Source organism: Nonomuraea sp. ATR24, from assembly GCF_041950485.1.
Taxonomy (GTDB): domain Bacteria; phylum Actinomycetota; class Actinomycetes; order Streptosporangiales; family Streptosporangiaceae; genus Nonomuraea; species Nonomuraea ceibae.
In genome coordinates this window covers 165172-188540 of sequence record NZ_JBGNUU010000003.1, presented here as the reverse complement: position 1 = coordinate 188540, position 23369 = coordinate 165172, and the positions used below count along the sequence as shown (strand labels likewise).

Sequence of the window (23369 nt, the reverse complement as noted above, 5' to 3'; positions counted from 1 at the left end):
GTAAGTGCCTCCCCCATCACATGGGCCGTGAAAGGGGTCGCCATGTCCAGGTCAACTGCCGCGGTCGCCGCGATGCTCCTCCTGACCGCGTGCGGCGGCGTGGGCGGCCCGAGCCGCCCGGCGGGCGAGTCGCTGACCACGATGGGCTTCGGGCTGCCCGACGAGATCGCCACGGTCCGGGTGGACGCCTTCAAGAAGGCGTACCCGGGGGTGACGGTCCGGATCAACGAGGGCGCGTTCGACGAGCAGGCGTTCCTGTCGGCGGTCGCCTCGGGCAACCCGCCGGACGTGGTCTACCTGGCCCGCGAGCGGCTGGGCAGCTACGCCGCGCGCGGCGCCATCCAGCCGCTGGACGACTGCATCAGCCGCGAGTCCATCCCGACCGGCGACTTCTACCCGGCCGCGCGGCAGCAGGTGCGCTACGACGGCCACTGGTACGGCATCCCCGAGTTCTCCAACTCGATCGTGCTCATCGTCAACGACCGGGCGGCCCGCGACGCCGGGATCGACCCGGCGAGCGTCGACACCTCCGACTGGGACCGCCTCGCCGAGCTGGCCAGGAAGATGACCAGGACGGACGGCGGCAAGGTCGAGCGGTTCGGCTTCAACCCGAAGCTGCCCGAGTTCCTGCCGCTGTGGGCCAAGGCCAACGGCGCCGACCTGCTGTCCGCCGACGGCCGCACCGCCGGGCTCGACGGTCCCGCCGTAGTCGAGGCCATGACGTACGCGAACCGCCTGGTCGAGTCGCAGGGCGGCTGGAAGCGGCTCAAGGCGTTCGTGGACACGTGGGACTTCTTCGGCGCCCGCAACCCGTTCGCCGAGGACCAGGTCGGCATGATGCTGGGCGAGCAGTTCCTGGTCTCCTCGATGGCCGGCACCACGCCGGACGTCGCGATCACCGTGCTGCCGTTCCGGGGCCGCGACGGTCAGCCGGTCAACCTGGTGGGCGGCAACGCCTGGGCCGTGCCGAAGGGCGCGCGCAACCCGGAGGCCGCCTGCCGCTGGATGAAGACGATGACCGCCGCCGAGACCTGGATCGCCGCCGCGCGGGCCCGCCAGGACAAGCGCACCCGCGAGGGCAAGGTCAACATCGGCACCTTCACCGGCAACGCCAGGGCCGACGAGACGATCTTCGGCGAGATCGTCAGGCCGAGCGGGAAGGCGCCGTTCGACGCGGCGGTCAGGACGATCCGCGCGGTGCAGCCGGCCGGGTTCGTGGTGCCGCAGTCGCCCGCCGCGGCCGAGTTCAGGAAGGCGTGGGAGGACGCGGGCACCCGCGTGCTGCTCGGCGGCCAGGAGCCGGCCGACGCGCTGGGGCGCGCCCAGACCGAGGCCCAGAAGGCCATCGACGGGGCGGCCTCGTGAGACCGGAGACCCGCTGGGCGTACGTCTTCGTGCTCCCCTGGCTCATCGGGCTGGTGCTGTTCCAGCTCGGCCCGATGCTCGCCAGCCTCGCCCTGTCGTTCACCGAGTACGACCTGATCTCCAGCCCGGAGTTCGCCGGGACCGCCAACTACGCGCGGATGGCGCAGGATCCCAAGGTCGCGGTGGCGATCGGCAACACCGTGCTCTACACCGCCCTGCACGTGCCGCTGGCCATCACGCTGGCGCTCGGCCTGGCGCTGATGCTGAACCGGATCGGCGGCCGGGGCGCCGGAGTCTTCCGGACGATCTTCTACCTGCCGTCGATGACCCCGTACGTGGCGGTGGGGGTGCTGTTCCTGTTCCTGCTGAACGGGCAGGCGGGCATGGTCAACCAGTTCCTCGGCCTGTTCGGCGTCGAGGGGCCGCAGTGGACGACCGATCCGGACTGGATCCTGCCGGGCATCGTGCTCATGTCGCTGTGGAACCTGGGCTCGACGACGATCATCCTGTTCGCGGCGCTGCGGAACGTGCCCGCCGAGCTGGCCGAGGCCGCGATGATCGACGGGGCCGGGGCGTGGGCGCGGTTCCGGCGGATCACGCTGCCGATGATCAGCCCGGCGCTGTTCTTCGTCGTGATCATCAACACGATCGCGTCGCTGCAGATGTTCGACCAGGTGTACGCGATGTTCTTCGGCAACCAGGTGACGCAGCAGGCGTCGGGCGACTCGGCGCTGTTCTACGTCGTCTACCTGTTCCAGCAGGCGTTCCAGTTCCTGCACATGGGCTACGCCTCGGCGCTGGCCTGGGTGCTCTTCCTGGTGATCGCGCTGATCACGCTCGTGCAGTGGAAGCTCGGCGGGCGGCTGGTGCACTACGAGGCGGGAGAGCGGGCGTGAGGCGGCGGCCGTTCTTCTGGATGATGCTCGCGGCGGCGTCGGTGATCTTCCTGTACCCGTTCGTGTGGCTGGTCGTCGCCTCGCTCAAGCCGCGCTCCCACACCTTCGCCGACCCGTTCGTCCCGTGGCCCGACCCGTTCGCGCCGGAGAACTACGCGGTGGTCTGGGAGGCCGTGCCGATGCTGGCGTGGCTGGTGAACACCGTGCTCGTGGGGCTGGCGGCGGCGCTCGCGGTGACGCTGTCGAGCGCCTTCGTGGCGTTCGGGTTCGCCTACTTCCGCTTCCCCGGGCGCAACGTGATCTTCGCGAGCGTGCTGGGCACGATGATGCTGCCGGCCGCGGTGACGCTCGTGCCGACGTACCTGATCTGGCACGCCGCCGGGCTGACCGGGACCCAGGTGCCACTGTGGGCGGGCAACCTCTTCGGCTCGGCGTTCTACATCTTCCTGCTGCGCCAGTTCCTGCTCGGCGTGCCCCGGTACGTGTTCGAGGCCGCCCGGGTGGACGGCGCCACGTACCTGGACCTGTTCTGGCGGATCGCGGTGCCGCTGGCGAAACCGGCGCTGATCATCGCGTTCGTGTTCGAGCTGAAGGCGAGCTGGTTCGACCTGATGAAGCCGCTGGTCTATCTGCAGGACCCGAGCCTGTTCACGTTGCCCCGGGGGCTGAAGGCCGTCGTCGACCAGTTCTACCAGGGCGGCGACCCCAAGTGGGAGCTCGTCCTGGCCGCGAGCGTGATCACCACGCTGCCGCTCGTCGTCGTCTTCTTCGCCGGGCAGCGCTACTTCGTGCAGGGCGTCGCCACCACCGGGCACCGGTGATGACCAGGGCGTATAGGGTTCGGCTGTGCTGATTCTGCTGCCGCCGTCCGAGGGCAAGGCGTCCACGGGAGACGGCCCGCCCGTCGGAGAGCTGTCGTTCCCCAAGCTCGGCCGCCCGCGCGGGCGGGTCATGAGCGCCCTGATCAAGGCCTCGCGCCGCCGCGACGCTCTGAGCGTGCTCGGCCTGTCGCCCGGTCAGGCCCCCGAGCTGGCCAAGAACCTCGCGCTCAAGGAGGCGGCCACGCTGCCCGCCGCCGAGCTCTACACGGGCGTGCTCTACGACAACCTGGCGCTGTCCGGCCTCGACGCCGACGCACGGGCCAGGGCCGAGGAGAGCGTGCTGATCTTCTCGGGGCTGTGGGGGGTCGTGCGGCTGTCCGACCGCATCCCGCCCTACCGGCTGTCGATGGGCGTGTCGCTGAAGCCCCTGGGCGGGCTGGCGGCCTTCTGGCGCCCGCTGATCACCGCCGAGCTGGACCGGCTGCCCGGCCTGGTCGTCGACCTGCGCTCGGCCACCTACGCGGGCGCCTGGCGCCCCGGCGACCGCGGCGTGTCCGTACGGGTCTTCAAGGACGGCAAGGTCGTCAGCCACATGGCCAAGGCCACCCGGGGCGAGATCGCCAGGAAGCTGCTGGAGAGCGGCCTGACGCCCACCACCCCCGACGAGCTGGCCAAGGCCCTCGACGACCTCGGCTACTCCGTACGGCTCGCCCCCGGCAAGCTCGACGTCGACCTCTGAACGACGAAAAAAGGGGGGTGGGGGCCCCGCGGGCCGCCCCCCCCAAATGGGGGGGGGGCGGGCGGGGGGGCCCCCACCCCCCTTTTCTCCGTGCTGGGACCTAGTCCAGGTAGTCGCGCAGGACCTGCGAGCGCGACGGGTGACGCAGCTTGGACATGGTCTTGGACTCGATCTGCCGGATGCGCTCGCGCGTCACCCCGTAGACCTTGCCGATCTCGTCCAGCGTCTTGGGCTGGCCGTCGGTGAGGCCGAACCGCATCGACACGACGCCCGCCTCGCGCTCCGACAGCGTGTCGAGAACGGAGTGGAGCTGCTCCTGCAGCAGCGTGAAGCTGACGGCGTCGGCCGGCACGATGGCCTCGGAGTCCTCGATGAGGTCACCGAACTCGCTGTCGCCCTCCTCACCCAGCGGGGTGTGCAGGGAGATCGGCTCGCGGCCGTACTTCTGGACCTCGACCACCTTCTCGGGGGTCATGTCCAGCTCGCGGGCGAGCTCTTCCGGCGTGGGCTCGCGGCCCAGGTCCTGCAGCATCTGCCGCTGGACGCGGGCCAGCTTGTTGATCACTTCGACCATGTGGACCGGGATGCGGATGGTCCGCGCCTGGTCGGCCATGGCCCTGGTGATCGCCTGCCGGATCCACCACGTGGCGTAGGTGGAGAACTTGTAGCCCTTGGTGTAGTCGAACTTCTCCACCGCGCGGATCAGGCCCAGGTTGCCCTCCTGGATCAGGTCCAGGAACAGCATGCCTCGGCCGGTGTAGCGCTTGGCCAGCGAGACCACCAGGCGGAGGTTGGCCTCCAGCAGGTGGTTCTTGGCCCGGCGGCCGTCCTCGGCGATCCACTCCAGCTCGGCGCGCACGTCGACCGGAAGGCCGTCGCTCTCGCCGCCCAGCTGCTCCTCGGCGAACAGGCCGGCCTCGATGCGCTTGGCCAGCTCGACCTCCTGCTCGGCGTTGAGCAGGGGGACCTTGCCGATCTGCTTGAGGTAGTCCTTGACCGGGTCGGCGGTGGCGCCGGCGGCGGCGACCTGCGCGACCGGGGCGTCATCGTCGTCGTCGGACAGGATGAGGACCTCGTCCTCGCTCTTCTCGGCGGTCACGGCGGCGGCCTCGGCGACGACCTTGGGCTCGTCGTCGGAGTCGTCGTCGTCGGAGTCGGCCTCGTCGGTGGAGTCGGCGTCGTCGGCGATCTCCTCGACGTCGATGTCCTCGAGGTCGTCCAGCTCCACGTCGCCGTCGAGCTCGATGTCCTCGTCGTCGTCGGCGTCGGCCTTGGGACCCTCGGGGCCCTTCGGCTTGTTGTCGGCAGGCCCAGCGCTGTCCGGCTTGGCCTTCTTGGCAGGCGCGGCCTTGGCGGGCGCGGCGGCCTTCTTGGCCGCCGGAGCGGCCTTCTTGGCGGGAGCCGGCTTCTTGGCCGCCGGCTCTGCTTCGGCGGTGCCCACGACCGCGGTCACGGTCTCGGGTTGCTGCTCTTTGGCGGCCGCCGCCGTCTTGGTCTTGACGGGCGCGGCGGTCTGGCGCTTTGCTGAGCCTCGAGACTTCTTCTTCGGCGCAGCCGAATCCGCGGCGGTCACCACCACGGTCACGCCCTCTTTGCTGAGGTTCCGCAAGAACGCGGCGGCGTGCGACATGGGGATGTCCGCCTCCTCGAAGGCCTGACGGACGTCCTCAGACTCGAGGAAACCCTGCGAGCGCCCACGCTCGAGCAGTCGCTGAATGACGGGCTCGTTCAGCTCTTGTGGCTTCGAGCGAGTCGAACTTGCAGGCGACACGAACACCTCTCGAACGAACGCGTGGCGACAATGGACCCAGATGCCCGCTGGGGGGCTGATGCCTCTCTCGGAGATCGGTGAGGCCGTGCGGATCGCGACGGACCTGTCCAGCATTCTGGCACGACCACGCACTCCATACGGCCACCTCCCGGCGGTTGACCTCCACCCTAGGCCGACCAAGAGAGTAGTGCGTACGTAAGCGCGCCACTGATATCCGAAAGCAACCCTTATGACTGTTTCATTCAGTCACTCTTCGTGGCGGGCGGCACGTGAATGGCCAGGGCGGTAACGTCATCATCTTGCTCATATCCCGACAACATCCGGTCGACCAGGAAGTCCAGCAACATGTGTGGACTTCTCACGACCTCAGGCGGCGCTTCGGTCACAACACTGCAAATCTCTGCGAGACCGGCATCCAGCCCGCGCTTCCGGTTCTCGACGAGGCCGTCGGAGTAGAGCACGGCGGTATGGCCGGGCGGCACCACGAACCGGAACTGCCTACGGCTGGTCGGCCAGCCTAGCGGGGTGCCCGGCTCCGCGTCGCAGAGGATCGCCGTGCCCTGCGGAGAAACCAGCACGGGCGGCGGGTGACCGGCCAGCGCCAGCGTGCCCTCGCCCGTCGACGGCTCGACGACCATGTAGGCCAGGGTGGTGACCTGCTCTTCCTCCTCGGTCGCGTCGAAGACCCGGTCCAGGCCGGTGAGAACGGCGGCGGGCGGCGGGTTGGTCAGCGCCAGCGCCCGCATGGCGTTGCGGATGCGGCCCATCCCGGCCGCCGCCTTGACGCCCTTGCCCATGACGTCGCCGACGACCGCGGCCACGCGGCCGTCCTGCAGCACGAACGCGTCGTACCAGTCGCCGCCGACCTGCACGTGGCGGCTGCCCGAGCGGAAGCGCTGGGCCAGCTCCAGGCCCCTGACCACCGGCAGGCGGTCGGGCAGCAGGCTGCGCTGCAGCGTCTCGGCGGTGCGGTGCTCGCGCTCGAACAGCGTGGCGCGCTCCACGGCCAGCGCGCACTGCCCGGCCAGCGCCTCCAGGAAGACGCCGTCCTCCTGGGAGATCTTCTGCGGCCGGGTGAAGGAGAACCGCAGCGCGCCCAGCGCCCGGCCCGCCGCCAGCAGCGGCAGCCCGACCCAGGCGCGCTCGTCGCTGCTGGCCAGGTAGTTGGTCAGCACCTGCTCGTCGCCGCCCGCCTCCAGCAGCTGGGCCTTCAGGCTCTCGGGAGACTCGGCGAACACCGGCCGCCGGCTGTTGACCGCCATCGTCATCACGCTGGAGCTCGACAGCGGGATCTCCTCGCCGGCGGCGCCGGACGCCTCGGGGACGCCCTCGCCGTTGATCAGCTTGAGCGCCGCCCGGTCGGTGTCGAGCAGCGCCACGGCCGACCGGTCGGCGGCCAGCGCCGTGCGGCCGACGTCGATGATGACCTGCACCACCTGCTCGACGGTGAGCGCCTCGGCCAGTATGGCGGTGGCGCCCTGGAGCCGGGCGGTGCGCAGCGCGGCGGCGCCGAGCTGGTCGGTCAGCCTGCCGCGCATCTCCTCGGCCTCGCGCTGCGGCGTGACGTCGGTGTTGGCGCCCACCCACTCCACGACCCTGCCGTGCCGGATGATCGGCACCGCGCGGACCTCGAAGTGGCGGTAGCCGCTGGCCCGGGTGCGCACGCGGTAGTTCCACTCGAACATGGTGCGGCCGCGCAGCGCCTCCTTCCAGGCCTCCTCGGTCTGCTGGCGCTCCTCCGGGTGGACCACGTCCAGCCAGCCGGCCGCCAGGTATTCCTCCAGACCCTGGCCGGTGATGGCGCGCCACTGCGGGGCGTCCTCGACCACCGTGCCGGTCGGCGAGGTGATCCAGACGAGCTGCGACTGCGCCTCGACCAGCGAGCGGTAGCGCTCCTCGCTGCGGCGCAGGTCCTCCTCGACCAGGCGGCTCTCGGTCACGTCGAGCCCGGCCAGGGCGACGGCCTGCAGCGCGCCGTCGGCGTCGTGGACCGGCGAGAACGAGACCGACCAGTAGCGGGCCTCGCCGCCGGTCGCGCGCACCCGCACGGGCCGCTCGGAGACCGGCGCGTCGCTGCCGATGACGGCCTGGACGCCGTGCGTGATGAGCTGGCTGAGGTCGGCCGCGAGCGTCTCGGACGGCGCGCGTCCCAGCAGCCGCTCGGCGGGCACGCCGACGACCTCGGCGAACACGTCGTTGACCCGCAGGACGCGGGTCTGGGTGTCGAAGAAGGCAAAGGCGAACTCTGCCTCGGACAGCAGGCCCTCGAAGAGGGCGGAGTCTGAGACGTCCACATCCGACTCCCGGGGACGGGGAACGGAGGTCTCGGCGCTCATGGTCGGCACCTCCGTCGCGTGCCAGGGTCTCCCACGCGGCACATCTCCATAATCGTGTATCGGCGTAGCGCAGCTCCGGGCGACCGGATTCTGCAGTACATCATCTGCGATGGGCGGGCGCGGACGGAAGCCCCGGCCGCCATACGGTCAACGCATCCTGTCAAAATCGCTCCACGTTGCGCAGCAAGATCAGGCTACTCGGCCTTCGCCGCCCGCTTGGCCGCCTGCTTGGTGGCGCGCACTCTGCCCAGGCTGTCGGCGTCGACCACGTCCGCGACCGAACGGTAGGACCCCTGCTCGCCATAGGGGCCGGCCGCCTCGCGCCATCCTTGCGGCTGGACCCCGAGCTGCTTGCCCAGCAATGCCAAAAATATCTGGGCCTTCTGCTTGCCGTATCCCGGAAGGTCCATCAGTCGTTTGAGCAACTGCTTGCCGTCGGCTGCCTCGGTCCAGATGCGCTCGGGCTTGCCGTCGTAGTGCTCGACGAGGTAGGCGGCGAGCTGCTGGACGCGGGCCGCCATCGACTTGGGGTAGCGGTGGACCGCCGGTTTGGCGGCCAGGAGCGCGGTGAACGCCTCGGGGTCGCAGGCCGCGATCTCCTCGGCGGTGAGCTCGTGCCCGAGCCGTTCGGAGATGGTGTAAGGGCCCGTGAACGCCCACTCCATCGGCACCTGCTGATCGAGCAGCATGCCGACGAGCAGGGCGAGCGGACTGCGGCCGAGCAGTTCGTCGGCCTCCGCGCGCTGGGTGAGCTGGATGCGCATGGGAACAGCTTCGCACGAAAGCCGCTCCCGAGAAGCGAAGACAGCCGTCGTGGAGGCTTGACACCAGCCCGAGAAAAGATGAAATGAGAGCGCAAGTCACCTGCGTCCATTCCTGGGGGTTTGCCCTGGGGCATCCAGAGGAATCTCACACCTATGCTCGCTCTGGCCACACGCTTCCTCAAGGAGCCGGTCAGTCTCAGGCTGGCCGAGGAGTTCCTGACCGTGCCCGTGGACACCATCGACCGGTGCGTCGAGGACGTGTGCGTGTGCGCGCAGCACCTCGGCATCACCGCGACACCCGAGATCGTGGAGCGGATCGCCCGCGAGCACCTGCTCGCGATCGTCAACTCCGCGCCGCCGCCGCGCGCCCCTCGATAACATCGGAGTCACCGGGCCGCGTTCTGCGCACCGTTTCCGCCTGGAATGCGAGAGAGTGAGGGCGTGCGCCGACACCGACGAGACCCCCGGGAGAGCCCCCCGCCCGACGACGTGTTCAAGGAGATGGTGCAGGCGGCCCGCGAGCTGCTGGCCGTGCGCAGCCCGCTCGACGCGGAGCTGATGGTCTCCGACATGGTCGGGGCCTGGTGGGGCAGGAAGGTGCGGGGCGGCGACGTCGAGCAGGTGCTCGGTGAGGGGCTGGTCGACTACGCGGCCAAGGCCGGCACCCCCGCCTCGCTGACGCTGCTCATCTGCCTGGCCTACCTCGGCACCGCCCGCCAGGGCGCCAAGGCCGAGGGCGCGGCGCTGGCCATGATGGAGTCCGGCGTGGCCAGGCCCGGCTGGGCCGACCGGGTGGGCGCGGTCAAGCCCACCGGCTGCTACGTCTCCCGCGACGCCTACGGCGACCAGGACACCGTCATCTGCACCTTCGCCTACCGCTGGAACGAGGACTCCACCCCCCGCCACAACCAGGACCGGCACGCGCTGGTCATGGTCGTCGACCACAACATGTCCGGCATGGCGCGCGACGCCTGGGTGTCCTCCCACGTCGACAAGCTGCTGGAGCAGGCCAGGGCCGAGGCCGCGGGCAACCCGATGCTGCTGTTCGAGGAGATCGAGCCGCAGCAGGCCAGGGCGCTGCTCGAATCGGCGATGAAGGCCACCGGCGAGCCCAAGACGCCGCCGCCCGTCAGCGACAGCTACAGCGCCTACCACGCCTTCGCCCGCGCCCGCCTCAAGGCGCTGCCGCCCGGCCGCAAGCGGCCAGCCCCGCTGCACATCGAGGCCCCCTACAGCCGCGAGCGGCGGGCGATGCTCGCCGCCGAGTTCCTCGCCTCCGACGCCGCCGAGCACCTGTCGGACCCGTCGGCCGCCTCCCGGTGCGCCGACCACATCATCGACTACGGCTGCGAGCAGGACTTCGGCCGGCCGCTGCGGGTCAGCCCGACCAAGTGCGAGACGTTCCTGCTCGACTGGCTGCCGCGCAAGGTCATGCTCTCGCAGGCCGAGCAGGAGGCGATGCCGCACGCGCTGTCGGCCTGGGTGCGCTTCGCCGCCGCCCGCACCGGCCTGCCCGAGCAGGGGCTCAAGGCCACGCTCGACGCGGTGTGGGGGGCGATCGGCAAGTTCCCCGAGGCCTACCGCGACCCGACGTCGTTCGGCATCGACCGGCCGCTGCTGGAGCGCCTGCTGCCCGACGGCGACCTGTCGGCGCTGGCCAGGCGGGCGTTCGCGTTCCCGTTCCTGCAGGGCGTGCACAACGGCGTCGACCTCGACCGGCTCAACCCCGCCGACGCGGCCGACCGCCGTACCCTCCTGGAGATCGACCACGTCGGCGCGATCGACGAGGAGCACCTGGCGTGGCACGAGGAGATCGCCACCCGCCTGTGGGACGGCGACCCGCCGCAGCTGTGGGAGGCCGCCCAGCGGCTGCTCGACCTCGGCCACGACCGCCACGACGTGCTCCACGTGCTCATCGAGATCGCCGAGCGCATCGGCGGCGACCCCGAGGAGCTGGCCGCCGCGCTCGACGACATCGCCGACATCCCCGACGAGATCTGATGGCCATGTACACGCGGCTCGCGCCAGGCCGCTACCGCGCCTCCGAGCACACCCAGGGCCCGTGGGACCCGGCCACGCAGCACCTCGGGCCGGTGACGGCGCTGCTCGTGCACGAGCTGGCGCTCACCGCGCCCCGTCCCGGCCTCGACCTGGCGCGGCTGGCCGTCGACGTGCTCGGTCCCGTCCCCGTCGGCGACCTCGACGTACGCACCGACGTCGTGCGCGACGGCAAGCGCGTGCAGTGCCTGTCGGCGTCGGTGAGCGGCGGCGGCCGCGAGCACGTACGGGCCACCGCGTGGCGCATCCGCGAGGCCCCCACGCCCGCCACCCACGCCGCCGACCCGCCGCCCCTGCCCGGCCCGCAGGGCGAGTCGTGGATCTCGACCGGCTTCGGCTACGGGCGCGCCACCGAATGGCGCTTCGCCCGCGGCGGCCCCGACGAGCCCGGCCCCGCCACCGCGTGGGGCCGCTGCCGGGTGCCGCTGGTCGACGGCGAGGAGATCACGCCGATGGAGCGGCTGGCGCTGTTCGCCGACAGCGGCAACGGCATCAGCCTCGCCCTCGGCTTCGACACCCACCTGTTCGTGAACGTCGACCTGACCATCTCCCTGTTCCGCGCGCCCGCCGGCGAGTGGATCTGCCTCGACGCCGCCACCGCCATCGGCCCGTCCGGGCGCGGCCTCACCCGCTCCACCCTGTACGACCTCGACGGCGAAGTCGGCAGCGCGACTCAGACCTTGTTCGTCGCGCCGAGGTAGCCGCTCACGCCATGATGGGGTCATGGTGATGGACCTGAACGCGGACCTCGGCGAAGGCTTCGGCATCTGGCGGCTCGGCGACGACCTGGCGCTGCTCGACATCGTCACCAGCGCCAACGTCGCGTGCGGCTTCCACGCCGGCGACCCGGTGACCATCCGGCGCACCTGCGCCGCCGCCGTCGACCGGGGGGTGTCCATCGGGGCGCAGGTGTCCTACCGCGACCTGGCCCACTTCGGGCGCCGGGAGATGGAGGTCGAGCCTGAGGAGCTCTGCGCCGAGGTGCTCTACCAGCTCGCCGCCGTCGACGGCATCGCCCGCGCCATGGGCGGCCGCGTCTCGTACGTGAAGCCGCACGGCGCCCTCTACAACCGCATCTGCCGCGACCGGGAGCAGGCCGAGGCCGTCGTCGACGCCATCGCCGACTACGACCCGGCGCTGCCGGTGCTCACGCTGCCCGGCTCCGTGGTCCACACCGTCGCCGCCGCCGCGGGCGTCCCCACCGTCGCCGAGGCGTTCGCCGACCGCGCCTACACCGCCGACGGCGCCCTGCTCCCCCGCCGCCTGCCCGGCGCCGTGCTGCACGACGCCGCCGACGTCTCGGCCCGCGCCGTCCGCATGGCCCTGTCCGGGTCGGTCATCTCCGCCGACGGGGCCGAGGTCCCGGTCAAGGCCCGCTCCCTCTGCGTCCACGGCGACACGCCCGACGCCGTCCACCTCGCCCGCACCGTCCGCGACGACCTCCTGGCCGCCGGCGTCGTCCTCCAGGCCTTCGCATGACCGCCCCCACGCGGCCCCTGCCGCCCCGCCGCCTCCCTTCGCGCGAGCTCCCTCCCCGCGAGACGCCCTCCCCCCTCCGCCCGGCCCGCGAGACTCCCTCCCGCCGCCTCCCACCCCGTCGTCTCCCCTCCCGCCAGGCCCACACCTCTGGTGGACACGCAAAGGCCACGCCCCTGCCGGACCACCGGAACGGCGCCCCCTTCCGGCAAGGGCCCCACCTCCCGGAGGTGGGGCACCGCGCTGCCAAGAGCGCGCCCCCGCTGGAGGGCGCTTGGCCTTCGGCGAGAGAGTGGGGGTCTGCCCAAGAGGACCGTGGCCAGGTCTGGCCGGGCGGCCTCGTGGGGGCGGCGGTGCGGAGGGGCGGGCGCGGTCGCCGGGAGGCGGGCGGGTGATTCGGCGGGTCGGGGAGCACGGGCTGCTCGTGGAGACGGGCGCGCTGGACGTGTCGCACCGGCTGGACGCCGCGCTGAGGGCCGAACGGCCGCCCGGGGTCGTGGAGGTGGTGCCGGGGCCTGAGACGGTCCTGGTGGTGGCTCCGGGGGCCGAGCAGGGCGGGTTGCGGGCGCGGCTGAGCGAGCTGCTGCGGCGGTGCGCGGCGGCCGGGGTGACGGAGGCGCCCGAGGAGAAGGACGTGGTCCGGGTGCCCGTCGTCTACGACGGGGCGGATCTGGAGTCGGTGGCCGAGCTGGCCGGGGTGCCGGTGGACGAGGTGGTGGCCCGGCACACGGGGCGGGAGCTGGTGGTGGGCTGGCTGGGGTTCGCGCCGGGGTTCGCGTATCTGACGGGGCTGGACCCGGTGCTGCACGTGCCCCGGCTGGCGACGCCGCGGACGTCGGTGCCCGCGGGGTCGGTGGCCGTGGCGGGGCCGTACTCGGCCGTGTATCCGGCGGCGTCGCCGGGCGGGTGGCGGCTGCTGGGCAGGACGGGGCTGCGGGTGTGGGACGTGACGGCGCGCCCGCCGTCGGCGTTCCGCCCGGGGACCCGCGTGCGCTTCGAGGCCGCATGATCGAGGTCCCATGATCGAGGCCGCATGATCGAGGTGCTCGGGTCCGGTCCGTACGCGACCGTGCAGGATCTGGGGCGCCGGGGGCTGGCGCATCTGGGGGTGCCGCGTTCGGGGGCGGCCGACGAGGCGAGCCTGCGGCTGGCGAACCGGCTCGTCGGCAACCCGGAGGTGCTGGCGGGGATCGAGGCGACGTTCGGCGGGCTGCGGCTGCGGTTCGGGCGGGGCGCGTGGGTGGCGCTGGCGGGCGCGCCGTGCCCGGTGCGGGGTCCCGCGCGGGCGGGCATGGGGGTTCCGTTCTGGGTGCCCGGGGGCGGCGAGCTGGCGCTGGGGGCGCCGGCGTGGGGGCTGCGGACGTACCTGGCGGTGCGCGGCGGGGTGGCGGTGGAGCCGGTGCTGGGCAGCCGGTCGACCGATTCGCTGTCGGGCCTGGGGCCGCCTCCGCTCGCGCCGGGGACGAGGCTGCCGATCGGCGACGCGGCGGATCGGGGCGGGATCGGGGTGGATCTGGCGCCGCTTCCGGGGCCGGGGCCGGCGGTGCTGCGGGTGCTGAGGGGCCCGCGTGACGACTGGTTCGCCGAAGGGGCGCTGGCGGCGCTGTGCGCGGCCCCGTACGAGGTGAGCCAGGACAGCAACCGGGTGGGGGTGCGGCTGCGCGGCGCGGAGCTGGCGCGCGGCCGGGAGGGGGAGCTGCCGAGCGAGGGCATGGTGGCGGGCGCGGTGCAGGTGCCGCCGAGCGGGCAGCCGATCGTCTTCCTGGCCGACCATCCGCCGACGGGCGGCTACCCGGTGATCGCGGTGGTGCGTGAGGCGGATCTGGGGGTGGCGGCGCAGCTGCGGCCCGGGGACGAGGTGCGCTTCCGCGTCACAGGCTGACGTGGCCGCTGACGCGGGTGACGACCGAGCCGCCCACCCAGACGTCGTCGCCCTCGGCCGTGATGCGGACGCGGCCGGCGCGGCCGAGCGCGGTGCCCTGGCTGACCGTGTAGGGGGCGGTGACGCGGCCGGTGCGCAGGAGCCACTGGGCGACCGAGGCGTTGAGGCTGCCGGTCACCGGGTCCTCGGTCGTGCCGCCGTCGTGGGGGCAGAAGGCCCGCAGCTCGTACGCGTACGGCGACCCGGCGGGGTGCGGGCCCGCCACGCCGACGTCGACGGGCACCCGGCCGGGCCGCAGCGCGAGGACGGCGTCGGCGTCGCGGAGCAGGAGCGCGACCCAGCCGGGGCCGTTGTCGGCCCATTCGGCGTCGACGACGTCGTCCCTGGCGATGCCGAGCGCGGCGGCGAGGCCGGTCAGCAGCGTCTCGTCCACGGGGCCGGAGCGCAGCAGCGGCGGCGCGGCGAAGGCGAGGTCGCCGCGGTCGTCGCCGCGCACGCGGATCAGCCCGGCGCCGCATTCCTGGACGACGGTCCGCGAGTCGCGCGGGACGCCGCCCGCCTCCAGCCAGGCGTGGCAGGTGCCGAGCGTCGGATGCCCGGCGAACGGCAGCTCGGACGTGGTGGTGAAGATCCGTACCCGGTAGTCGGCGCGGGGGTCGGCGGGCGGCAGCAGGAACGTGGTCTCCGACAGGTTCGTCCAGTGGGCGAAGCGCTGCATCTCCTCGTCGGTCAGCCCGTCGGCATCGAGCACGACGGCGAGCGGGTTGCCGCCGTAGGGCGTCGAGGTGAACACGTCGACCTGGCGGAAGGGGCGCTGCATGCTCGCGAGTCTGTCAGAACCGCCGGGAGCGGCGCAGCGCCGGGGGCCGCCCGTCGGGGTCGACGGCGAGCCGGTAGAGCGGCTGGGCCAGCATCCTGCGCACGCGGCCGAGGCTGGGCCCGGGATGCGGGCGCAGCCGGCCGGGCGGCCTGGGCCCGCGACGGCCGCCGCGGTGCCAGGCGTCGAGCGCGCGGGCCGAGGCGGCGAACGCCTCGAACGCGTCGCGGGGGTCGCACAGGCCGGACGGGTCGCGGTCGAGGTGCTCGCCCGCCAGGAGCAGCCGCAGGTCGCGGGCGAATTTGCGGGCCCCGGCGGGCGGGCGCGGGTCGGGCTCCTCGTCGACGACGGCGCAGCTCAGCTCCGAGTCGTACGTCCACGAGCGCAGGTTGACGTTGTCGGAGCCGATCGAGGCCCACACGTCGTCGACCACGCACACCTTGGCGTGCACGTAGACGGGGGTGCCGGCGTGGTTCTCCAGGTCGTACACGCCGAGCCGGTCGCCGCCGGCGCGCCGGAGCCTGGCCAGCGCGTCGGCGCGGCCTATGAGGCTGGCCGGGGCGGCGAGCCAGCCGTCCTGGTCGGGGTGGCGCGGCACCACGATGATCATGCGGAGCCCGGGCTCCCGTTCGAGCGCGGCGGCGAACGGCTCGATCACCTCGGTGGACCACAGGTACTGGTCCTCCAGGTAGACCAGGGACCGGGCCCTGGCCAGCACCTTGTGGTAGGCCCTGGCGACGCTGCGCTCGCCCAGGGGCGCGAAGGGGTAGGCGGACCGCCGGTAGGGGTAGGTGCGCAGGAGCTGCACGGCGTGGGTGCCGGCCGGGGCGGGCGGCGGACCCGGGTCGGGCAGGGCGGGCACGTCGTCCATCCGCTCGACGTGGTCGCGCAGGCGGCGCAGCGGCTGGCGGGTCTCGGGGGCGGGGTCGTCCCAGCGCTCGCAGAAGACGGTCTCCACGTCGGCCACGGCGGGGCCGTGCACGGCCACCTGGGCGTCGTGCCAGGGCGGGGTGTCGCCGTAGACGTCCGGCATGGGCGCGGCCTGCGGGTCGCCGCGGTGGGCGGCGTCGTCGCGGCGGCTGTGGCACAGGTCGATGCCGCCGACGTAGGCGACGTCGGCGGCGGCGTCGCCGTCGTGGCGCAGGACGACGAACTTCTGGTGGTGCGAGCCGCCTGGGCGGACCCGGGTGTCGAGCAGGCACTGGCCGCCGGCGGCCTCGATGTCCTCGCCGAGGTGGCGGTTCTCCGCGGCGCTGAAGCGCAGCCGGTCGAGGTGGGAGCGCCAGATCAGGCCCCGGACGAGCGCTCCCCGGTGCGCCGCCGCGGCCATGGCGCTCGCCACGCCGGGGCCGTCGCCGGTCAGCCGCTCGTCGGGGTCGCCGCGCCAGTCGGCGAACAGCAGCAGGTCGCCCTTGCCGAGCCGGTCGAGCGCGGCCCGCAGGTCGGCGAAGTAGGCGGCGCCGTGGACGAGCGGGCGCACGAGGTTGCCGGTCGTCCAGGCGCCGAGCCTGGTGGCCGGGTTGCCCCGCTCCTCGCGGGTGAGGAACCACTCGTCGAGCCGCACCCCGCCCGGCTACCCGGCGGCGGCCCCGGCAATCAGCTTCTCGGCGCGGGAGACGGCGGCGGCGAGCGGATCATCGGGGACGGGCTCGAACAGGTCGGTGGTGACCCGGCCGCCCTTGGCCTCCCAGACGCCGGCGACGTGCCCCTGGTGGAGGACGACCGGGGAGATCCAGCCGGCCTGGCGGCTCACTCTGGCCTTGACGGCGGCCGGGACGAGCGGCTCCAGGGAGCGGGGCGCGCCGAGGATGTAGGGGTCGAAGCCGGGCAGCAGGTGGACCTCGTCCGCCGGCCGGGCGGCGGCCAGGTCGTCGAGGTGCTCGGTGAGCGCCAGCAGGGTGTGGCCACCGGCCTCGACCTCGGTCAGCTCGCCGGCCAGGTCGCGGAACCAGCCCTTGAGCACGGCCTTCCTGGCGACGCCGCCGAACAGCCAGCCGTCGAGCATCTCCGGCGTGGCGGGGCCGTGGGCGGCCAGGAAGGCGCGGGCGATCCGCACGCCCGCCTCCTCCTGCGGCGGCAGCTCGGCGGGCCAGCCGGGCAACCAGGCGCGGGGCGCGGTGAAGGTGACACGGCCGTCGCGCGGCGGGCCGTAGCACAGCTCGCCGAGGCGGCTGAGCGGCTTGAGCAGCGCCCCCCAGCCGGAGGTGAGCGCCTCCCGCAGGTGGGCGTCACCGGTCACCTCGACGACGGCGTCGACCAGCTCCTCCCTGGTCTTGGGCGTGTCGCCGAGCGCCTGCGGGACGGCCTCGACGATGGCGGCGATCTCGGCGGCGGTGACGCCGTGGCCGCGCTGCCAGGAGCCCTTCTCCCAGAACCGCAGCGTGCTCAGCGCCGCGCAGTAGCCGGGCAGCTCGTCGGCGGGCAGCAGGTGCAGGGTGCCGCGCATGACCCAGGTCTTGACCAGGGTGCGCTCGTCCCAGAGCGCCCGCTCGACCTCGCCGGGGTCGGGTGAGGCGGCGCGGACGGCGACCGCGTGCTGGGCGGAGGAGGCCACCTGGGCCTGCACCCCGCACAGCCGGCGGGCGATCTCCACGGCGCCCGGCCCGCCGGGGCCGCTCACGAACTGCCGGCGCAGCCGCCAGGCGAGGATCTGCGGCCAGCTCAGGTGGATCGTCACCCGGCCAGTTGTACACGGCCGGGCCGACAGTCCGCGTCAGCGGGTGTAGCCGATGTCCTGGTAGCGCAGCGTCTGGAACCCCCGGGCGCCCGCGTTGGCCAGGTTCTGCCGGGCGGCGACGAGCTGCGGCCGCTGGTAGAGGGGCAGCACGTTGACCTGCTGCCAGATGAGCCGGTCGGCGGTGTTGGCCTCGGCGCGGGCCTCGTCCGGGTCGAGGCTGCGGGCGGCGCGGGCCATGGCGGCGTCGATGTCGGCCGAGCCGGTGCGCCCGAAGTTGGCGTTCCACGTCTTGCCGTCGGCGGCGTGGGCGTAGACGCCGTAGCTGCTCGACACCGGGTACGGGGTGCCGATGTAGGCGAACGGCGCGATGTCGAAGTCGCCGGGGATCACGTACTTGGCGAAGAAGTCGTCGCTGGGCACGGCCCGGATGGCGAGCTTCACCCCGATCGCGGCGAGCATGTTCTGCGCCAGCTCGCCCTCGGACTTGCTGATCTGCACGCCGGACGGCACCACGAAGGTGAGCTCCAGCGGACGGCCGTCCTTGTGCCGGACCGGGCCGGTGCGGCGGTCGAGCCGCCAGCCCGCCTCGTCGAGCAGCCGGGCGGCGCGTGCCGGGTCGTGGGCGCCGAGGTCGCCGGCGTTGTCGCGGTAGCCCTGCTGGGTGGTCATGAAGAAGTGGCTGTTGAGCGGGGTGCTCGGCCAGTCGAGGCCGCGCAGGTCGGAGCGGGCGATGGCCTCCCGGTCGAGGCCGAGCTGGACGGCCTGGCGGACGCGCAGGTCGCGGAGCGGCCCGCGCGAGCCGTTGAGCGTGAAGTGGCGGAAGTCGGGCGCGGCGGCCCGGCGGACCTCGGCGCCTGGCGTGGCGGCGGCGCGGGCGTGGTCGGGGGCGGACGGGCCGATGTCGGCCAGGTCGAGCTCGCCGTTGCCGAACATGCCGATGAGCGAGTCCTGCTCGGCCGCCCGGAAGACGATCCTGTCCAGTTTGGCCCGGTCGCCCCACCAGGCGTCGTCGCGCACGAGCGTGACGGTCTTGGCGGTCTGGTCGATGCCCTGGACCTTGAACGGCCCGGCGGTGACGGGGATGCGGTTGAGCCAGGCGGTGTTGAACGCCTCGGGCGTGGCGTTGGCGGAGGCGGGCAGCAGCGGCCCGAACAGCGCCCGCCAGTCGCCGAACGGCCGCGCGAACGTCACCACGACCTCGTGGTCGCCGCGGCCCCGCTCGACGCTCTCGATGTCCTGGTAGCCGGTGGAGGAGGCGATGTGAAAGGCCGGGTCGCCGCCGTCCAGCGCCTGCCACTGGGCGCGGAAGTCGGCCCAGGTGATGGGCCTGCCGTCGGACCATCGGGCGCGCGGGTTCAGCTCGTAGGTGACGACCTGCTTGGGCGTGGTGGCGGTGACCCGGGCGTCGATCAGGTAGGCGTGGTTGACGGAGATGCGCGCCCTGTCGTCCGACACGAACGGGCGCGGCAGCAGCGCGTCGGTGATGGCCGCCGCCACGGCGAGGTGGCCGTCGACGTGGTGCCTGTTCCACTGGGCGGGGAACTCGTTGACGCCCCAGCGCAGCGTGCCGCCGTCCTTGACCCGCTCGCGCGGCACGGGGTTGAGGTCGGACGCCTTGATCACCGCGTCTCCGGTGGGCCGGACGACCACGGCGCCGCCCCCGCCGCACGCCGCCAGCGCCAGCGCCGCGGTCGCGGCGGCCACGAAATGAGTTGCTTTCAACGGTACTCCTGTCAGACGACGGCGAGCTTCTCGGCGTAGTGGCAGGCGGCGGCCTGGTCCTCGCCGAGCGGCCGCACCTCGGGCTCGGTCTCGACGCACAGGCTGCGCTCCTCGGCCGTCAGCACGCCCCGGAAGGTCGGGCATCGGGTACGGAACCGGCATCCCGACGGCGGGTCGGCCGGGCTGGGCGGCTCGCCGTCGAGCAGGATGCGCTCGCGCGAGCGTTCGCGCACCGGGTCGGGCAGCGGGACCGCCGACAGCAGCGCCTGCGTGTACGGGTGCGCCGGGCTGGCGTAGACGGCCTCGGCGCGCCCGATCTCGGCGATCCTGCCGAGCTGCATGACGGCGACCCGGTCGGCCAGGTGGCGGACCACGGCCAGGTCGTGCGCGACGAACAGGTAGGACAGGCCCAGCCGGTCCTTCAGCGCGCCGAGCAGGTTGAGCACGCCCGCGCGGATCGACGTGTCGAGCGCGGAGACGGGCTCGTCCAGGACGAGCAGCCGGGGTTCGAGGGCGAGCGCGCGGGCGATGGCGACGCGCTGGCACTGGCCTCCGGACAGCTCGCGCGGGTGGCGGGCGGCGCAGGCGGGGTCGAGCCCAGCCAGGGCGAGCAGCTCGGCCACCCGGCCCTCGGGCGCGCCCCGGCGGTGGGCGCGCAGCGGCTCGGCGAGGATGTCGTGGACGGTCATGCGCGGGTCGAGCGAGGCCGCCGGGTCCTGGAAGACCACCTGCATGTCGCGCCGGATCGCGGCGCGCTGCGCGGGCGTGAGCCGGGCGGTGTCGCGGCCGAGGACGACGATGCGGCCCTCCTCGGGCCTGGCCAGCTCCAGGATCTGCGTCAGCGCCGTGGTCTTGCCCGACCCCGACTCGCCGACGAGGCCGAGCGTCTCGCCCTCGCGGATGTCGAAGCTGATCCCGGCCACGGCGTGCACGGTGCCGGTCCGCCGCCTGAACAGCGTGCCGCGCGTCAGCGGGTAGCGCTTGACCAGGCCCTCGACCTCCAGCACCGTGCGCGGGCGGCGGGTCACCGGCTCGCGCGGCGGCGCGGGCCGCTCGGCGCCGTCCCGGCGGACGTCGGCCCTGTGCACGTCGGCCCAGCGGATGCAGGCCGCCCGGTGCCCGGCCCCGACCTCGAACAGCGGCGGCTCCCGGTCGTCGCACGCCTCCACCCGCATCGGGCAGCGCGGCGCGAACGGGCAGCCCGGCGGCAGCCTGCCGGGCTCGGGCGGGCCGCCCTCGATCGGCACCAGCGGCCGCCTCCCGCCGCCGTCGACGCGCGGCACCGAGCCGAGCAGGCCCGCGGTGTACGGCATCCGCGTGCGGTAGTAGACGTCGTCCACGTCGCCGACCTCGACCGGGCGGCCCGCGTACATGACCAGGACGCGGTCGGCGAAGCCGGCGACCACGCCGAGGTCGTGGGTGATCAGGACGATGGCGGCGCCGGTCCGGCGCTGCGCCTTCTTGAGCACCTCCAGCACCTGGGCCTGGACGGTGACGTCGAGCGCAGTCGTGGGCTCGTCGCAGATGATCACGTCGGGGTCGTTGGCGACGGCCATGGCGATGAGCGCGCGCTGGCGCATCCCGCCGGAGAACTCGTGCGGGAAGGCGAGCGCGCGGCGGGCCGGGTCGGGGATGCCGACGAGGTCGAGCAGGTCGACGGCCTTGACGGCGGCCTGCTCGCGGGTGACCCGGTGGTGGGCGCGCACCGCCTCGGCGATCTGGTCGCCGACCCGGTAGACGGGCGTGAGCGCCGACAGCGGGTCCTGGAACACCATCGACACGGACCGGCCCCGTACGCGGGCCAGCTCGCGCTCGGAGGCGCCGACGAGCTCGCGGCCGTGCAGCCGCACCGAGCCGGCGACCTTGGCCTCGGGCGGCAGCAGGCCGAGCACGGCGGCGGCAGCCACGGACTTGCCCGCGCCGGACTCGCCGACGATGCCGAGCACCTCGCCGGCACGCACCTCGTAGCTGAGGCCGCGCACGACGGGCACGTCGCCGAAGGCGACCTCCAGGCCGTCGACCTCCAGGACCGGGCTCATCGCGGCCCCTTCGCGGCGGGGTCGAAGGCGTCGCGCAGCGCGTCGCCGGCCAGGTTGACCGCGAGCACGGTGACGACGAGCAGCCCGGCGGCGAACCAGAACGTCCACGGCGCGTAGATCGCGGTCCGGGAGCCGTCGGCGATGACCGTGCCGAGCGACACGTCGGGCGGCTGGATGCCGAGGCCGAAGTACGACAGGGACGTCTCGGCGAGGATGGCGGCGCTGACGTTGACGGTGGCGTCCACGATGAGCAGGGACGACAGGTTGGGCAGCACGTGCGAGAAGATGATCTTCACGGGCGGGACGCCGAGATAACGGGCGGCCCGGACGAACTCGCGCTGCCTGAGCGAGATCGTCATCCCCCGGACGATCTTCGCGGTGACCATCCACAGGAACAGCGCCAGCACGATCACGAACAGCGGCCACTGCCCCGCCCCGAACAACGGCGACATGATCGCCAGGACGAGGAAGGCGGGCAGCGCGAGCAGCAGGTCGGCGGCCCAGCCGAGCACCCGGTCGGTCCAGCCGCCGAAGTAGCCGGCGAACGCCCCCGCGAGCGCGGCCAGCGCGGTCGACACCAAGGCGGCGAGCAGGCCGACGATCAGCGACCGCCGCAGCCCGCACAGCGTGACCGCGTACACGTCGGCGCCGGTCTGCAGGGTGCCGAACCAGTGCCGGGGCGACGGCGGCGCCAGGAACGCGGTGAAGTCCTTGTCCGCGGGGGACCACGGGCTGAACAACGGCCCGGCGAACGCGAGCGCGAACATCAGCGCCAGCACCGCGGCACCGGCCCGCCCCTGCCGGGAGGCGAGGAAGCGCCGCGCCAGCACGCGCCCGCGGGACGGCGGCGCGGCCATTGCCGGGCCGAGTTCGCCGGCGACCTCCTCCTCCGAGAGCGTCATCCCGCCCTCACCCGGGGATCGAGCGCGGCGTGCAGCAGGTCGGCGGCCAGCGACGCGCACAGCACGGCCAGCGCGGCCAGGCACGAGATCGCCGCGACGGTGTTGACGTCGTTGGTGAAGACGGCGCTGATCAGCCGCTCCCCCAGCCCGTGCCAGCCGAAGATCTTCTCGGTGAAGGCGGCGCCGGTGAGCAGCGTGCCGAACACGAAGGCGAAGTACGTCGCGACCGGGATGAGCGCGGTGCGCAGCCCGTGGCGGACCAGCGCCCGCCGCCTGCTCAGCCCCTTCGCCCTGGCGGTGCGCAGGTAGTCGGCGCCGAGCACGTCGAGCATCAGGTTGCGCTGGTAGCGGCTGAAGACCGCGATCAGGCCGAGCGACAGCGTCACGGTCGGCAGGATCAGGTGCTGGAGCCGGTCGAGCAGCCCCGCCCAGAGCCCGGCGTCGAGCCCGGCGGACCGCTCACCGCCCACCAGGAGGACCCGGCGGCCGAACAGGTGGTCGTTGGCCCAGGTGCCGCCCAGGATCGCCACGTTCGCCAGCACCACGACGGGGATCGCCAGCAGCAGGTAGGCCAGGCCCGCCGACAGCCGGTCGAACCAGCCGTACTGCCTGGCCGCCGCGGCGGCCCCGGCGGCGACGCCGAGCACGCTGCCGCACACCAGCCCGAGCAGGACCAGCCGCAGCGTGACACCGGCCCGCCGCCGCAGGTCGTCGCCGACCGGCGAGCCCGTCACGCTCCTGCCGAAGTCGCCGCGCAGCACCCCGCCCGCCCAGGTCAGGTAGCGCTCGAACAGCGGCGTGCGGTCGTTCAGGTTGAGCGCGGCGAGCTGGGCGTCGACGGCGGCGGGCGGCGGCTGCGGGGTGCGCCCGGCGTAGTTGGCGCGCGGGTCGAGGGCGGCGGCGGCCAGCAGGTAGGCGAGGCTGGCGGCGACGGCGGCCAGCACGACCGAGCCGAGCAGCCTGCGGGCCAGGAACCCCGCCATCGTCCCCCCTTACGAACGGCGTGTGGCCATCGTGCTACATTCCGCGACCATCCGGGCGCAGGCACATGTCAAGGGGGCGTCTGGTTAACGTCCGGAAAGCCCTGGTCAGACCCCTCGGCGG

General features: G+C 73.4%; 20 protein-coding genes. 10 read left to right on the top strand and 10 right to left on the bottom strand.

Annotated elements, in window-relative coordinates:
- Window positions 1-42 precede the first annotated feature (42 nt).
- The 4 genes from ACBI99_RS08540 to ACBI99_RS08525 are packed head-to-tail and all read left to right on the top strand — an operon-like array spanning window position 43 to window position 3821.
- Entirely contained in the window at window positions 43-1365 is a 1323-nt protein-coding gene (locus tag ACBI99_RS08540) for an extracellular solute-binding protein (protein WP_357587426.1), read from the top strand.
- A complete protein-coding gene (locus ACBI99_RS08535) occupies window positions 1362-2261 on the top strand; it encodes a carbohydrate ABC transporter permease (RefSeq protein ID WP_219510280.1) in 900 nt (299 codons plus the stop codon). The genes ACBI99_RS08540 and ACBI99_RS08535 overlap by 4 nt, the downstream gene beginning before the upstream one ends.
- Complete coding sequence (locus ACBI99_RS08530) at window positions 2258-3082, top strand: carbohydrate ABC transporter permease (RefSeq protein ID WP_219510281.1); 825 nt, start codon at window positions 2258-2260, stop codon at window positions 3080-3082. Before ACBI99_RS08535 ends, ACBI99_RS08530 begins: the two co-directional genes overlap by 4 nt.
- 25 nt (window positions 3083-3107) lie before the next feature.
- Complete coding sequence (locus tag ACBI99_RS08525; RefSeq protein ID WP_357587428.1) at window positions 3108-3821, top strand: peroxide stress protein YaaA; 714 nt, start codon at window positions 3108-3110, stop codon at window positions 3819-3821.
- 100 nt (window positions 3822-3921) lie between these two features.
- Here the strand turns inward: ACBI99_RS08525 and ACBI99_RS08520 are convergent, their stop codons facing one another.
- From ACBI99_RS08520 to ACBI99_RS08510, 3 genes are all read right to left on the bottom strand, one after another.
- On the bottom strand, window positions 3922-5592 hold the full coding sequence (locus tag ACBI99_RS08520; RefSeq protein ID WP_219510283.1) for an RNA polymerase sigma factor: 1671 nt from the start codon (window positions 5590-5592) through the stop codon (window positions 3922-3924).
- 242 nt (window positions 5593-5834) lie between these two features.
- Window positions 5835-7928 (bottom strand): SpoIIE family protein phosphatase, encoded by a 2094-nt coding sequence (locus ACBI99_RS08515; protein WP_219510284.1) that lies wholly within the window; start codon window positions 7926-7928, stop codon window positions 5835-5837.
- 194 nt (window positions 7929-8122) lie between these two features.
- Window positions 8123-8692 carry an HhH-GPD-type base excision DNA repair protein gene (locus tag ACBI99_RS08510; RefSeq protein WP_219510285.1) on the bottom strand — a complete coding sequence of 190 codons (570 nt, stop codon included), beginning with the start codon at window positions 8690-8692 and terminating at the stop codon, window positions 8123-8125.
- 153 nt (window positions 8693-8845) lie between these two features.
- Here ACBI99_RS08510 and ACBI99_RS08505 point away from each other — a divergent pair, with 153 nt between their 5' ends.
- From ACBI99_RS08505 to ACBI99_RS08480, 6 genes are all read left to right on the top strand, one after another.
- Window positions 8846-9070 (top strand): hypothetical protein, encoded by a 225-nt coding sequence (locus tag ACBI99_RS08505; RefSeq protein ID WP_219510286.1) that lies wholly within the window; start codon window positions 8846-8848, stop codon window positions 9068-9070.
- A 123-nt stretch (window positions 9071-9193) separates the two neighbouring features.
- The gene (locus tag ACBI99_RS08500; RefSeq protein WP_219510304.1) at window positions 9194-10693 is read left to right on the top strand and encodes a hypothetical protein; all 1500 of its coding nucleotides are present in this window, start codon (window positions 9194-9196) and stop codon (window positions 10691-10693) included.
- Window positions 10693-11451, top strand: coding sequence for a thioesterase family protein (locus ACBI99_RS08495; protein ID WP_357588528.1), 759 nt, complete (start codon window positions 10693-10695; stop codon window positions 11449-11451). The genes ACBI99_RS08500 and ACBI99_RS08495 overlap by 1 nt, the downstream gene beginning before the upstream one ends.
- A gap of 22 nt (window positions 11452-11473) precedes the next feature.
- Window positions 11474-12229, top strand: a complete 756-nt coding sequence (locus tag ACBI99_RS08490; protein ID WP_219510288.1) for a LamB/YcsF family protein — start codon at window positions 11474-11476, stop codon at window positions 12227-12229.
- 388 nt (window positions 12230-12617) lie between these two features.
- On the top strand, window positions 12618-13235 hold the full coding sequence (locus tag ACBI99_RS08485) for an allophanate hydrolase subunit 1 (protein WP_375072034.1): 618 nt from the start codon (window positions 12618-12620) through the stop codon (window positions 13233-13235).
- A 24-nt stretch (window positions 13236-13259) separates the two neighbouring features.
- Window positions 13260-14108 carry a biotin-dependent carboxyltransferase family protein gene (locus ACBI99_RS08480; RefSeq protein WP_375072033.1) on the top strand — a complete coding sequence of 283 codons (849 nt, stop codon included), beginning with the start codon at window positions 13260-13262 and terminating at the stop codon, window positions 14106-14108.
- On the opposite strand, the gene ACBI99_RS08475 is transcribed toward ACBI99_RS08480, so the two are convergent.
- From ACBI99_RS08475 to ACBI99_RS08445, 7 genes are read right to left on the bottom strand one after another with little or no spacing between them, the layout of a single operon-like run.
- A complete protein-coding gene (locus ACBI99_RS08475) occupies window positions 14098-14928 on the bottom strand; it encodes a PhzF family phenazine biosynthesis protein (protein WP_219510292.1) in 831 nt (276 codons plus the stop codon). The two genes, ACBI99_RS08480 and ACBI99_RS08475, sit on opposite strands and share 11 nt — an antisense overlap.
- 13 nt (window positions 14929-14941) lie before the next feature.
- Complete coding sequence (locus ACBI99_RS08470) at window positions 14942-16489, bottom strand: phospholipase D-like domain-containing protein (RefSeq protein ID WP_219510293.1); 1548 nt, start codon at window positions 16487-16489, stop codon at window positions 14942-14944.
- Between the two features lie 9 nt (window positions 16490-16498).
- Window positions 16499-17602 (bottom strand): winged helix DNA-binding domain-containing protein, encoded by a 1104-nt coding sequence (locus ACBI99_RS08465; protein WP_375072032.1) that lies wholly within the window; start codon window positions 17600-17602, stop codon window positions 16499-16501.
- Between the two features lie 36 nt (window positions 17603-17638).
- Window positions 17639-19324: an ABC transporter family substrate-binding protein gene (locus ACBI99_RS08460; protein ID WP_375072031.1), complete on the bottom strand. Its 1686-nt coding sequence runs from the start codon at window positions 19322-19324 to the stop codon at window positions 17639-17641.
- 11 nt (window positions 19325-19335) lie between these two features.
- Window positions 19336-21363 carry an ABC transporter ATP-binding protein gene (locus tag ACBI99_RS08455; protein ID WP_219510294.1) on the bottom strand — a complete coding sequence of 676 codons (2028 nt, stop codon included), beginning with the start codon at window positions 21361-21363 and terminating at the stop codon, window positions 19336-19338.
- Window positions 21360-22265 (bottom strand): ABC transporter permease, encoded by a 906-nt coding sequence (locus tag ACBI99_RS08450; protein WP_219510295.1) that lies wholly within the window; start codon window positions 22263-22265, stop codon window positions 21360-21362. Before ACBI99_RS08450 ends, ACBI99_RS08455 begins: the two co-directional genes overlap by 4 nt.
- Window positions 22262-23248, bottom strand: coding sequence for an ABC transporter permease (locus ACBI99_RS08445; protein WP_219510296.1), 987 nt, complete (start codon window positions 23246-23248; stop codon window positions 22262-22264). Before ACBI99_RS08445 ends, ACBI99_RS08450 begins: the two co-directional genes overlap by 4 nt.
- Window positions 23249-23369: the final 121 nt, after the last annotated feature.